General features: G+C 71.0%; 10 protein-coding genes. 4 read left to right on the plus strand and 6 right to left on the minus strand.

Annotation, left to right across the window (positions count from 1 at the left end; all coding sequences use genetic code 11):
- Positions 1-119: 119 nt before the first annotated feature.
- Entirely contained in the window at positions 120-347 is a 228-nt protein-coding gene (locus tag ASG05_RS01535) for a hypothetical protein (RefSeq protein ID WP_043592677.1), read from the plus strand.
- 108 nt (positions 348-455) lie between these two features.
- Here ASG05_RS01535 and ASG05_RS01540 read toward each other — a convergent pair whose 3' ends face one another.
- From ASG05_RS01540 to ASG05_RS01560, 5 genes are all read right to left on the minus strand, one after another.
- The gene (locus ASG05_RS01540) at positions 456-1,208 is read right to left on the minus strand and encodes a hypothetical protein (RefSeq protein ID WP_056256516.1); all 753 of its coding nucleotides are present in this window, start codon (positions 1,206-1,208) and stop codon (positions 456-458) included.
- Positions 1,205-2,464: a MurT ligase domain-containing protein gene (locus ASG05_RS01545; RefSeq protein WP_056256517.1), complete on the minus strand. Its 1,260-nt coding sequence runs from the start codon at positions 2,462-2,464 to the stop codon at positions 1,205-1,207. Before ASG05_RS01545 ends, ASG05_RS01540 begins: the two co-directional genes overlap by 4 nt.
- Positions 2,465-2,468: 4 nt before the next feature.
- Positions 2,469-3,728, minus strand: a complete 1,260-nt coding sequence (locus ASG05_RS01550; RefSeq protein ID WP_056256520.1) for an RNA polymerase sigma factor — start codon at positions 3,726-3,728, stop codon at positions 2,469-2,471.
- Positions 3,729-3,967: 239 nt separating this feature from the next.
- Entirely contained in the window at positions 3,968-5,323 is a 1,356-nt protein-coding gene (locus ASG05_RS01555) for a nitrate/nitrite transporter (protein WP_056256522.1), read from the minus strand.
- An 88-nt stretch (positions 5,324-5,411) separates the two neighbouring features.
- Positions 5,412-6,338, minus strand: a complete 927-nt coding sequence (locus tag ASG05_RS01560) for a proteasome assembly chaperone family protein (RefSeq protein ID WP_056258232.1) — start codon at positions 6,336-6,338, stop codon at positions 5,412-5,414.
- Positions 6,339-6,424: 86 nt separating this feature from the next.
- On the opposite strand from ASG05_RS01560, the gene ASG05_RS01565 reads away from it, so the two are divergent.
- The 3 genes from ASG05_RS01565 (at position 6,425) to sucB (ending at position 11,034) form a co-directional block, all read left to right on the plus strand.
- Positions 6,425-7,903, plus strand: a complete 1,479-nt coding sequence (locus ASG05_RS01565; protein ID WP_056256523.1) for a leucyl aminopeptidase — start codon at positions 6,425-6,427, stop codon at positions 7,901-7,903.
- 175 nt (positions 7,904-8,078) lie between these two features.
- A complete protein-coding gene (gene lpdA, locus ASG05_RS01570) occupies positions 8,079-9,452 on the plus strand; it encodes a dihydrolipoyl dehydrogenase (protein ID WP_056256526.1) in 1,374 nt (457 codons plus the stop codon).
- A 91-nt stretch (positions 9,453-9,543) separates the two neighbouring features.
- A complete protein-coding gene (gene sucB / locus ASG05_RS01575; protein ID WP_056256529.1) occupies positions 9,544-11,034 on the plus strand; it encodes a 2-oxoglutarate dehydrogenase, E2 component, dihydrolipoamide succinyltransferase in 1,491 nt (496 codons plus the stop codon).
- Positions 11,035-11,061: 27 nt separating this feature from the next.
- On the opposite strand, the gene ASG05_RS01580 is transcribed toward sucB, so the two are convergent.
- On the minus strand, positions 11,062-12,477 hold the full coding sequence (locus tag ASG05_RS01580) for a hypothetical protein (RefSeq protein ID WP_056256532.1): 1,416 nt from the start codon (positions 12,475-12,477) through the stop codon (positions 11,062-11,064).
- Between the last annotated feature and the right edge of the window lie 78 nt (positions 12,478-12,555).

The raw sequence follows: 12,555 nt of genomic DNA on the forward strand, positions 1-12,555 counted from the left end.
CGATCGGGCCGTCCGCACTACGCGATGAGCGAAATCGGGGCCGATGTCACGCGATACCGACGTCGGCGTGTTTTGATGAGTGTCACCACCCACCGCACCACCGTCAGGAGGAGCATCACATGACTCAGATGGCCACCGACCAGACCGCCGTCGACGAGCTCGGCTCCCGTTACCAGTTGAGCGCCGCGGACCGCTGCGACAGCTGCGGGGCCCAGGCCTACATCCGCGCCACCATGGCCACAGGCGAACTGCTCTTCTGCGCCCACCACGGCGCGAAGTTCAAAGAGAAGCTGCAGCCCACCGCCATCGAGTGGCTCGACGAGAGTTCGAAGCTCCTCGCCCACTGAGACGCCGCGTCAACGCCGGACCACAGCCCGGCCCGCACGCACGACGAAGGCCCCGCATCCGATCGGTGCGGGGCCTTCGTCGTGCGTGTGCGTGCGCCGACGGCGAGGTCACATGGCCTTGAAGGACCGTTCGAGGTTGTCGGCGATCACTCGCTGTGATGCGGCGGCGTACTCGTCGAGCTTGGCGTGTGCGGTGCCCGACGCGTACGAGATCATGCGGCGGCTCAGCGCGACGCGCAGCACCCGGTCGGTCAACGTGGGGTTGAGCGGGAGCACGGGCCCCTTGAGTTGCGTGCCGAACGAGACTCCCCGCAGGACGCCCTCGCGGCCGTCACCGTTGCCACCGCCGTGGACCACCGAGCCGAAGGCTTCCGCACCGGAGCCGAGTTCGAGGTGGGCGGCGTGGTCCTCGAAGCCGAAGAGCGTGAGCTCATCGCCCTGGTAGTCCGTGGTCACCGTCAGGTAGTTCGTCCGGCGGGGTGCACCGCGTCGGACGAGGGCGTCGAAGAAGCCCACACCGTCGACGGTCTCGCCCTCGACGGTCTCGACGCCACGGCTCAGCAGCTCGAGACCGCCGCCCACCGCCACCACCGGGACGCCCGAGGCGGCGAACGCGTCGAGGGCGGGACCGAGGCGTCGGGCGTCGGCGGAGACCGAGCGGACACCGGACAACGGCCCGTGACCGACCACGACGACGTCGGCCACGGTGGGCACGTCGTCGCCGACGCGGTACTCGAGGACGGAACTCTCGATGCCGGCACGTCGGGCGCGGACGGCGAGGGTGGTCACGTTGCCCCGGTCGCCGCTGACGCCGAGCTCTTCGGGGTAGAGGTGGACGATTCGGAGGACGTCGTCGCTCACGCGGTCTTCTCCAGGTCGGGGTGGCCGAGGATGCGGCGCGCCAGCATCATCTGCTCGTAGTTCGTGACGAAGTGCTTCGTGTGGTCGCCGGACGACGGCAGTGCCCTCATGAGCCGGATGGCCTTCGAGATGTCCTCTTCGATGACGTGCACGGGGATGCCCTCGTGCTCGAGCCGCAGGGCCAGCTGCCACGCCTTGGCACCGGCCAGGACGTCGACGTGGTCCAGGTGGGAGAAGTCGATGTCGTAGATCCACGAGATGTCGGGCGTGCCCTCGTCGATCGCCAGCATGACCTGCTCGACGTCCTGAGGGAGCGCGTCCAGGTTGAGCTGCAGGCTCGCCGCGTTCTTGAACATGATGAACTCGGCCTCGTCGTCGCCGAGGGACATGCGTTCGCCGCGCCCGTAGGCGGGTTTCATCCCGTCGAAGGCCCGACGGACGGCGTCGGGGTCGACGGGGTGGCCCAGGACGACCGACGCGGTCTGCAGCGCCGCGGCGGCGTCGACGGCGTAGTGCAGCCCGCGGGCGGGCAGGCGGACCTCGATCGGAGTGCCCGACACGGTGATGGTCGCCCCGTTGCCGGTGAGGGCGGTGACCTCGGTCTCTGCCACCAGGGAGTCGTCGGCCCGACGGCTGAAGTCGTGCGCGTTCTGCAGGCCGTTGGGCGAGGCCGCGACGACCTCGGGCGAAGCGCCGAACCGGGTCACGGCCTGGCGTCCCACGCCCTGGTACGGACCGAGGTGCTGGTCGTCGCGGTTCGTGACGACCGCGGTGGTGGCCTCGGCCGCCGTGTCGGTCATCATCGTGCCGACGCGCTCGGTCTCGAAGAACCGGTAGAGCTGGTCGACCTGGACGTTCAACATCAACACGGTCGACGGATGCAGCGACTTCGTGAGTTCGACGGCGAACGCCTCGTCGACCTCGATGACGCCGATGTCGTCGCGGACGCGACCGAACGGAGTGACCTCGCGGAGGAACGCGGACGCGATGCCCTGGGGCAGGTTGGCGCCCGTCGGGTTCGTGAACACCTTCAGGCCGTGGGCGCGGAGGGTCTCGGTCAGCATCATCGTCGTGGTCGACTTGCCGTTGGAGCCGAGCACGAAGACCACGCCGCGCTCGAACTGCGACGAGACGTGCGTCAGGAAGTCGGGGGCGAGCGTGAGGACGGTGCGCCCCGGGTACGCCGAACCGCCGCCTCGCAGTCGGGCGACGGCCCGGACGAGACGGCCGGCCAGGACGGGGACCAGATAACGCACGGGCCTACTCGAGGTAGTCGCGGAGCGACTGCGATCGCGACGGGTGGCGAAGCTTCGCCATCGTCTTCGACTCGATCTGGCGGATGCGCTCTCGCGTCACGCCGAACGTGTCACCGATCTGGTCGAGGGTCTTGGGCATGCCGTCGCCCAGCCCGAAGCGCATGCGGATGACGCCGGCCTCACGCTCGGACAGGCTGTCGAGCAGCGACTCCAGCTGCTTCTGCAGCATGGTGAAGCCGACGGCGTCGGCGGGCACGACGGCCTCGGTGTCTTCGATGAGGTCACCGAACTCGCTGTCGCCGTCTTCACCGAGGGGCGTGTGCAGCGAGATGGGCTCGCGACCGTACTTCTGGACCTCGACGACCTTCTCGGGCGTCATGTCGAGTTCACGCGAGAGTTCTTCGGGCGTGGGCTCGCGACCGAGGTCTTGCAGCATCTGGCGCTGCACGCGGGCCAGCTTGTTGATGACCTCGACCATGTGGACCGGGATGCGGATGGTGCGCGCCTGGTCGGCCATGGCACGGGTGATCGCCTGACGGATCCACCAGGTGGCGTAGGTCGAGAACTTGAAGCCCTTGGTGTAGTCGAACTTCTCGACGGCGCGGATGAGCCCGAGGTTGCCCTCTTGGATCAGGTCGAGGAACTGCATGCCGCGGCCGGTGTAGCGCTTGGCCAGGCTGACCACGAGGCGGAGGTTGGCGCCGAGGAGGTGGCTCTTGGCTCGTTGGCCGTCGCGGGACACCCAGCGCAGCTCGCGCTCGAGCTCGCGGCTCAGGCCGGTGCTGTTGGCCAGCTTGTCGTCGGCGAAGAGCCCTGCCTCGATGCGCATGGCGAGCTCGACCTCTTCGGCCGCGTTCAGCAGGGCGACCTTGCCGATCTGCTTGAGGTAGTCCTTGACGGGGTCGGCGGTCGCGCCGGTGATGGTCGTCGAATAGACGGGCATCTCGTCGTCGTCGTCCTGAGAGATGACCAGCGCGCCGGTCGGCAGGATCTCGGGGGCCGGGGTCGGGCTGTCGGCGTCGGCCTCGTCGGTCGCCGCGGGGTCGACGACGGCGTCGGCGTCGACCTCGTCGTCGGTCGCCGCGGAGGCGGCGGCCTTCTTCGCCGCCGCAGCCTTCGTCGGGGCCTTGGCGGCCGCCTTCTTGACGGGGGCCTTCTTCGCCGGCGCCTTCTTGGCGGCGGGAGCCGTGGTCTCGGCCTCGGCGGCCGTGTCGTCGCTCACGGCCTCGTCGGGGGCCGTGGTCGCTTTGGTGCGTGTAGCCATGCGAACACCTTTCAGTTCTCGGTACGTCCTGGCCGGACGCGGTCGTCGCGTTCTCGTGCGCCGGTGGGGACGTCGACCGGCACTGGGCGTCGGCCGAATTCGGGCAGTACGAGGACCCATGTCAAGTCCTCGGCCGGAAGCGCGTCGGCTGTGCCGACTCGTGCTCTCGATCGATGGACATGAACGGGTCCGTGTCTCATTATTGCACGTCCGGCGCGGGCCGGACGACACGTGCCGGGTCAGGCGATCGGTCCACCCCTGCGGCGCCACCGCGTGGCCTGCCACCGCCTGCTGAGGGCAACCCAGAGGGGGGCGACCTCTATTCCTTCCTCGAGGCGGAGGCCGCGCCGGGTGCGCCCCCGTTCGACCAGGAGCGCCACGACTCCCCCGCCGACCACGACGTACTGCACCAGCAGGGCGATGCGGAACGACTCGAACGAGAACAGGTCGCTCAGCTGGCCGGAGGCGACGCGAGCCGAGTCGAGCCGGTCGAGGACCACGCCGATGAGGAACATCATGACGAAGCTGGCCAGGAACCCTCCGACGTTCACCACCCCGTTGGCGACGCCGAGGCTGCGGAGGGGGTTGAACGTGCGGGCGAAGTCGAAGCCGATGAGCGACCCCGGGCCTCCCACCCCCAGCGCGACGACCAGGACGTAGGCGAGCCAGTGCGGCGGCGTGCCGGGCCAGGCCAGCAGCGTCGTCCACACCACGCCGAGCATCGTGACGATGCCGAGCACGAGGTTCGAGCGCCGCATGGGGTACCTCGCCACGAGGACGCCCAGCACCGGTCCCGCGACGACGCCCGACAACACGAGCAGCGAGAGCATCCCCGAGGCTTCACCGGTCGAGAACCCGAGACCGCCCACGAGCAGCGGCACGCCCCAGAGCAGGCTGAAGACGGTGCCCGAGGACTGCGTGACGAAGTGCGACCAGAAACCCAGGCGGGTGCCGGGGCGTCGCACGCTCTGACCGAGCTGCCGCCCCGCGTCGGCCCAGGTGACGACCGCCTCGGACCGGATGCGGCCGACCGGGGACTCCTTGACGACCAGCACCACGACCACGGCGGCCACCACCGAGAGGGCCGCGGCGCTCAGGAAGGCCGGCGTCCACCCCGCTCCGTGCAGCACGATCGAGAGCGGCACCGCCGACAGCACCTGTCCGAGCTGACCGACGTTGCCCGTCCACTGCGACACCTGCGGCAGGATCGGGCCCCGGAACCACGCGGGCAGCAGCCGGATGACCGAGATGAACGTCATGGCGTCGCCGGCCCCGACGAGCACGCGACCCGCGACCGCCACGCCGATCGTCGGCGGCGAGAGCGCGACGACCAGCTGACCCGCGGCGAGGAGCACGGCGCCGGCGACGATGAGCCTCTTGGGCCCCACGCGGTCGAGCAGCACGCCCACGGGGATCTGCAGTCCGGCGTAGACGACGAGTTGGACGACCGCGAGGGTCGACAGGGTCGACGCCGAGACGCCGAAGAGCTGCTGGGCCTCGACGCCCGAGACGCCGAGCGACGAGCGCTGCAGGACGGCGACGACGTAGGCGAAGACGGCGGCACCCCAGACGAGCCAGGCGCGGGCGGAGTTCACCCCGCGACACTAGCCGACGGGGGGCTGGCCGCCGGCCCGCGCCTCCTGCGCCCGGACGACGGGACGCACCCGGGAGGCGCGGTGCGGGTCAGTCGCGGTCGTCGCCGTCGCCGTCCACCCGCCGGGTGGCGAGGAACTTCTCGAGCTCGGCCGCCAGGGCGTCGGCCGTGGGCACCTGGCCGTCCTGGTCGGTCAGCGGCGAGGGCAGGGGGTTGCCCTGCATGTAGGTGTCGTGTCGTTCTTCGAGGGTGGCGACGAGGCGGGAGAGCTCGTGGTTGCCCGCGACCTGCTCGTCGACCTTGACCAGGAACTCGCGACCCTCTTCACGGAGGCGGTCGGTGGGGAAGATCAGGCCGGTCGCCGCGCTGATGCTCGACAGGGCCGCGACCGCGGCGTCGGGGAACTCGGTGTCGGCGAGGTAGTGGGGCACGAGGAGGACGAAGCCGGCCGTCGGGTGGCCGGTCTCGCCGAGCCGGTGCTCGACGAGGTGGAGCGCGTTGGCGGGTGCCTGCGTGACGGGCTTCCAGACCGACATGGCCTCGACCAGGTCGGACCGGTTGCCGCTGACCGTCACCCCGATCGGCCGGGTGTGGGGCACCGGCATCGGGATCGAGTGCACCCACGTCGTGGTCGAGACGCGGTAGCGCTCGACGAGTTGGACGACGGCCGCCGTGAAGCGCTGCCACTGGAAGTCGGGTTCGAAGCCCGCGAGCAGCAGGAACTGCTGACCGAGGTCGTCTCGGACGAGGTGGAGCGACAGCGTCGAGGGTTCGATCTCGGAGATGTGGTCCTGGTCGAACGTGAAGGTCGGACGACGTGCCCGGTAGTCGAGGAGCTCATCGGCGTCGAACGTGGCCACGAGGGTGTGGTCGAGGGCGTCGAGGACGTAGTCCGCGAGCTGGCTCACCGCCGAGCCCGCGTCGGCGAACCCGGTCAGGCCTGCGACGAGCGGCAGCCCTTCGGGCACGTCGTCGGCGTCGGGGCTGAGATCGTAGAGGGCTGCGGGGTCGTGCATGGTGTCCATGCTAGGCATCGGCCGTCGTCGACCGGGGCCTGCGGCCACGTGCCGAGAGCGAACAGCGCGGTGGATACGATGGCCCGATGACCGTCGCCACGCTCTCCGTCCTCTCGTCCGATCCGACCACCGCCGAGGCCGACGTCCTCGTCGTCGGGGTCGTCAAGGGGGCCGACGGGCCCGAGGCGACCGTCCGGGTCGAGGGGCTGTCCGACTCGTTCGCCGCGCTCGGAGTGACCGGCGCCCGCGACGAGCTCGTCAAGGTGCCCGGCCACGGCGTGACCGCCTCGATCGTCGCGCTCGTCGGCCTCGGGGACTCCGTCACCGCCGAGGGCCTCCGCTACGCCGCCGGCTCCGCCGTGCGTCAGCTCACCGCCGTCGACCGCGTCGTGCTCGCCCTGCCGGTCGCCGACGACCTCGACGCGCTCGCCGCCCTCGAGGGCGCGGCCGTCGCCTCGTACGAGTTCGACTCGTTCCGTCATGCGTCGGCCTCGGACAGCCGTCGGCACGCCCGCGAGGTCGTCCTCGCGACGTCGGTCGAGGTGCCGGCCGCCGTCGTCGAACGAGCCACCGTGGTGGCCGAGGCGGTGCACACCGTGCGCGACCTCGCGACGACTCCCCCGCAGCAGATGTACCCCCAGGCACTCGCCGACTTCGCGGTCCAGCACGCCTCGGGCGACGCCCTCTCGGTGACCGTCCTCGACGAGGAGGCCCTGCGAGACGGCGGCTACGGCGGCATCCTCGGCGTCGGCCAGGGCTCGAGCCGGGGGCCCCGTCTCGTCAAGGTGGAGTACTCCCCCGCCGGCGCGACGAAGCACCTCGCCCTGGTGGGCAAGGGCATCACCTACGACACGGGCGGCCTGTCGCTCAAGCCCGCCGCGAGCATGCTCGGCATGAAGGACGACATGACGGGCGCCGCCACGGTGCTCGCGGTGACGGTGGCCGTCGCCAAGCTGGCGTTGCCCGTCCGGCTCACCGCGTGGCTCTGCATCGCCGAGAACATGCCGAGCGGCACGGCCATCCGGCCCGACGACGTCCTCACGATCAAGGGCGGCACGACCGTCGAGGTCACGAACACCGACGCCGAGGGGCGTCTGGTCATGGCCGACGGGCTCGTGGCGGCCAGCGAGGAACAACCGGACGCGATCGTCGACGTCGCGACGTTGACGGGCGCGCAGGTCGTCGCGCTCGGCACCCGGTACGTGGGCGTCATGGGCAACGACGACCTGGCCACCGAGATCGTCTCGGTCGCCGACGCGGCCGGCGAGACCTTCTGGCGCATGCCGCTCGCCGCAGAGCTGCGGGCCCGCCTGAACTCCGACGTGGCCGACCTGGTGAACGCGACCCCTGGCAACACCGCAGCCGGCATGCTGCTGGCCGGGGTCTTCCTGAACGAGTTCGTCGGGACCCGCGAGGGTTCGACGACGCCCATCCCCTGGGCCCACCTCGACATCGCGGGACCGTCGAACAACAAGGGCGGCGGCTACGGCTACACGGCCAAGGGGTCGACGGGCGTGTCCGTCCGCACCCTGATCGAGCTGGCCGACAAGTTTTCCGCTGCGTAGTAGGGTCGTGGGGGCGGGAGAAACCCGCTGAGATCGGTCCCCCGAGAGCATCCGCCGACGTGCGTCACGACGACGCCGCCGAACGGTGCGGTCGGTTCGGGGTCGGGCGTCGTCGCCACCGCGACGGCCCCGCCTCGGCGTCGGGGCACCGCCGAACGCACGAGGGAGTTGCTGGGTGTCGGAACAGAATTTTGACCTGGTGGTGCTCGGCGGCGGAAGTGGCGGATACGCCGCAGCGCTGCGAGCGAGCGAGTTGGGCCTGAGCGTCGCACTCGTCGAGAAGGACAAGGTCGGGGGCACCTGCCTGCACCGCGGCTGCATCCCCACCAAGGCGTTGCTGCACTCGGCCGAGGTGGCCGACGTGTCGCGCGAGTCCGCCAAGTACGGCGTGAACACCGACTTCCACGGCATCGACATCGCGGCCGTGACCTCGTACCGCGAGGGCATCGTCGCCAGCAAGTACAAGGGACTGCAGGGCCTCGTCAAGGCTCGTGGCATCACCACGGTCGAGGGCGAGGGCAAGCTCACGTCCCCGTCGACCGTGCAGGTCGGCGAGACCACCCTGAAGGCCAAGAACGTCGTGCTCGCCACGGGCTCGTACTCGCGCAGCCTGCCGGGTCTCGAGATCGGCGGCAAGGTCATCACGAGCGAGCACGCGCTCGCCCTCGACCACGTGCCGAACAAGGTCGTCATCCTCGGCGGCGGCGTCATCGGCGTCGAGTTCGCCAGCGTCTGGAAGAGCTTCGGCGTCGACGTGACGATCGTCGAGGCGCTGCCCCACCTCGTCCCCAACGAGGAAGAGTCGATCTCGAAGCAGTTCGAGCGGGCGTTCCGCAAGCGCGGCATCGCGTTCTCGCTCGGCGTGCGCTTCCAGGGCGTCGAGCAGAACGACGACGGCGTCGTCGTGACCCTCGAGGACGGCAAGACCTTCGACGCCGACCTCCTGCTGGTCGCCGTCGGCCGCGGGCCCTCGACGGCCGGTCTCGGCTACGAAGAGGTCGGCATCACGATGGACCGCGGTTTCGTCCTGACCAACGAACGCCTCGCGACGAACGTCGCCGGCGTCTACGCCCTCGGCGACATCGTCCCCGGCCTGCAGCTCGCGCACCGCAGCTTCCAGCACGGCATCTTCGTGGCCGAAGAGATCGCGGGCCTCAAGCCGCAGGTCATCTCGGACGTCAACATCCCCAAGGTCACCTACTCCGACCCCGAGGTGGCGTCGGTCGGGCTCACCGAGGTCAAGGCGGCCGACCAGTACGGTGCCGACAAGGTCACGAGCTACGACTACAACCTCGCCGGCAACGGCAAGAGCCACATCATCGGCACGAGCGGTTCGGTCAAGGTCGTCCGCGTCGTCGACGGACCCGTCGTGGGCGTCCACATGATCGGAGCCCGCGTGGGCGAGCTGATCGGCGAGGCACAGCTCGCCGTCAACTGGGAGGCCTATCCCGAGGACGTCGCGCCCCTGATCCACGCGCACCCGACCCAGAACGAGGCACTCGGAGAGGCGATGCTGGCCCTGGCCGGCAAGCCCCTCCACGCGATGTGACCCGCGAGCACCACCCGCTCCTGCCCGGCAGGGGCCCGCACCACCATCACAGCAACCACAGACACACAATGTCGTCAAAGGAGCCCCACAGATGAGCGAATCCGTCAACCTCCCGGCACTCGGTGAGAGTGTCACCGAGGGTACGGTCACCCGCTGGTTGAAGAACGTCGGTGACCGCGTCGAGGTCGACGAGCCGCTGCTCGAGGTCTCGACCGACAAGGTCGACACCGAGATTCCTTCCCCCGTCGCCGGCGTGATCGAAGAGATCCTGGTCGGCGAGGACGAGACCGTCGAGGTCGGCACCGCACTGGTCCGCATCGGTGACGGCAGCGCCTCCGAGGCACCTGCCGCCGAACCCGAGGCTGCCGCCGAACCCGAGCAGGCCCCCGAAGCACCGGCCGAGGCCGAGGCCGAAGAGCCCGTCGTCGCATCCTCCGCGGCTCCCGCCCCCGGCGAGGAATCCGCCGCGAGTGCCCCGGAGCCCGCCGACGCGGTGGACCCGGCGCCCGCCGTGAAGCAGGACGACGCCGGGCAGCAGCCCGCTGCCGCCCAGCCCGAGGCGACGCAGCCGAGCAGCGAGCAGCCCGCCCCGTCGGCCCCCACCCCCTCGCCGGCGACCGGTTCGTCGGAGTCGGCCACCCCGGCCCCGGCTGCCCCGGCACCGAGCAGTGGTGCACCCGTCGGGTACGTGACGCCCCTCGTCCGCAAGCTCGCGAACGAGAAGGGTGTCGACATCTCGACCCTCACCGGAAGCGGAGTGGGTGGACGCATCCGCAAGGAGGACGTCCTCGCCGCCGCCGAGGCCGCGACGTCGTCGGCCGCCGCCACGCCCGAGTCCGCCGGCCCGGCGCCGATCGAGGTCTCGCCGCTGCGGGGCACGACCGTGCCGATGTCGCGTCTGCGCAAGGTCGTCGCCGAGCGCGCCGTCCAGTCGATGCAGGCCATGGCCCAGCTCACCAGCGTGGTCGAGGTCGACGTCACGAAGGTGGCCGCGTTCCGCGACGCCCACAAGGGTGCGTTCCTCGAGAAGACCGGCAACAAGTTGTCGTTCCTGCCGTTCTTCACCCTGGCAGCAGCAGAAGCCCTCAAGGCCCACCCGAAACTGAACGCCACGGTCGACGGTGACTCGATCGTCTACCCCGACCACGAGCACGTGGCCATGGCGGTCGACACCGAGCGGGGCCTCCTGACGCCCGTCCTCAAGAATGCGTCCGACCTCGACCTGGCGGGCATCGCCGGCCAGATCGCCGACCTGGCCCAGCGCACGCGCGACAACAAGCTCAAGCCCGACGAGCTGGCCGGTGGCACGTTCACCGTCACCAACACCGGTTCGCGCGGTGCGCTGTTCGACACCCCCGTGGTCTTCCTGCCGCAGGTGGCCATCCTCGGCACGGGCATCGTCGTGAAGCGTCCCGTGGTCATCAAGGCGGACGGTTCGGAGTCCATCGCGATCCGCTCGATGGTCTACCTGGCCCTGTCGTACGATCACCGCATCGTCGACGGTGCTGACGCCGCACGCTTCCTGGTCGCCGTGAAGGATCGTCTCGAAGGCGGCGACTTCACGTCGAAGCTCGGCATCTGACGATCGTCGTCTGAGGCGTCCGACGCCTCACCCGCCGACGAACACGTCGCGAAGCCGCCAACCGGCCTCGGTCCTCATCACGAGGACCGAGGCCGGTTTGCCGTCGGGGCCCCGGGCCGCCAGGAGGACCGCGCCACCCGTCGCCGAGGACTCCCCCGTCAGCTCGACGGAGAACGTCCGCTCGCCTGCGAGCGACGGGTCGTCGAGCACGGTCGCATCGCGCAGCGCGATCGGCGACCCCGCCTGGTCGACGGCCGCGAGGCAGGCGGGCGTGGCCTCTCGGAGGCACTCGAGCCTCGCTCGAAGCAGCACCGCGGCAGCCGCGCCGGCGTCGTCGCCGAGCACGGCCACCTCGTCCGGATCGCCCGTCGTCCGCGACCGGCCGGGAACGCGGGGCGCGGCCGTCGACGCCTCGTCCCGCGGCGAGTCCGTGACCACCGGCTCGTCGGTGACCGATCGATCGTCGGGCGTCGCCGGGACGGCCGTCGCCACCACCTCGGCGGCCGGGGTCCCGGCGGCGACGGCGTCACCCGAGACGGCCTCCCCGGGGCCGGTGCCTCCCGTCGCCGTCGTCCCCAGCACGAGGGCCGCCGCACCCACCAGCACGGCCCCGGCTCCGAGCGCCCGGTAGCGGGGCCGGACCCGCCGGAAGCCGGCGACCACGTTCTGCACCCGAAGACCGGGCAGCCAGGCGACGATCCTGTCGACCACCTCGGACTCGGGCAGCAGGGCCCACCAGGCCGAGGCCGCCGGCTCGTCCGGCGGCACGGTCTCGACGTCGTGGCCCGCCGGCAGGTCGCCGTCCGGCGCGTCCACGCTCGAGAGCGGCACGGCCTCGCCGAGGTCGAAGACCGACTCGACCAGCGACTCGAACGTCGTCGGGTCGAGGGACGGTGCCGCACCACCCACGCCGGGTCGGGTCGCACGTCCGACCATCGACCGGGCGAACTCGGCTGCGACGGGCAACGAGGCGGACTCGGCGTCGGGGCCGGCCGCCGACGCCCCGGAGAGTCCCACGATCACGGGCGCCCCTCGCCCGTCGATCTCGACGTCGTCGACACCCAGCGCAGACAGGGCCACACCGCGGCGGGCCAGGTGCTGGACGGCACCGAGCACGGGGACGACGAGCGTGACCACCTCACCCGTCTCGGGGCGCCCACGCGCGGCCAGCCACGACGGCAGGGGGTCGCCCCCGACGTCGTCGAAGGCCAGCACGAGCTCCCCCGTCGGGCCCGTGAAGACGTCGACGAGACGTGCCACGTGCGGGTGGTCCGCCTGGGCGAAGGCGACCGCCTCGGCGACGGGAGGCGCGACCGCCGGTCGTGACCCGCGCCTCCTGAGCACGACGCGACGCCCGTCGGGCGCCTCGGCCCTGAGGCGTTCGACGTCGCCGTCGAGACGTCGCGAGAGCACGCGATAGGGGCCGGCCGTCTCGTTCGTCATGGCCCGATGCTCATCGATCGGGCGCCCCTCGCGGAGGCGCCGTCCCCGCCCCTGTCGACCACCGACGGTTCGGGTCCG

This window comes from Frigoribacterium sp. Leaf186 (assembly GCF_001423905.1).
Lineage (GTDB): Bacteria > Actinomycetota > Actinomycetes > Actinomycetales > Microbacteriaceae > Frigoribacterium.

Excerpts from the sequence above, each read along its gene's own strand:
- ASG05_RS01535 (WP_043592677.1), top strand. The coding sequence starts at position 120 with ATGACTCAGATGGCCACCGACCAGACCGCCGTCGACGAGCTCGGCTCC.
- ASG05_RS01550 (WP_056256520.1), bottom strand. The coding sequence starts at position 3,728 with ATGGCTACACGCACCAAAGCGACCACGGCCCCCGACGAGGCCGTGAGC.
- ASG05_RS01560 (WP_056258232.1), bottom strand. The coding sequence starts at position 6,338 with ATGCACGACCCCGCAGCCCTCTACGATCTCAGCCCCGACGCCGACGAC.
- ASG05_RS01565 (WP_056256523.1), top strand. The coding sequence starts at position 6,425 with ATGACCGTCGCCACGCTCTCCGTCCTCTCGTCCGATCCGACCACCGCC.
- sucB (WP_056256529.1), top strand. The coding sequence starts at position 9,544 with ATGAGCGAATCCGTCAACCTCCCGGCACTCGGTGAGAGTGTCACCGAG.
- ASG05_RS01580 (WP_056256532.1), bottom strand. The coding sequence starts at position 12,477 with ATGACGAACGAGACGGCCGGCCCCTATCGCGTGCTCTCGCGACGTCTC.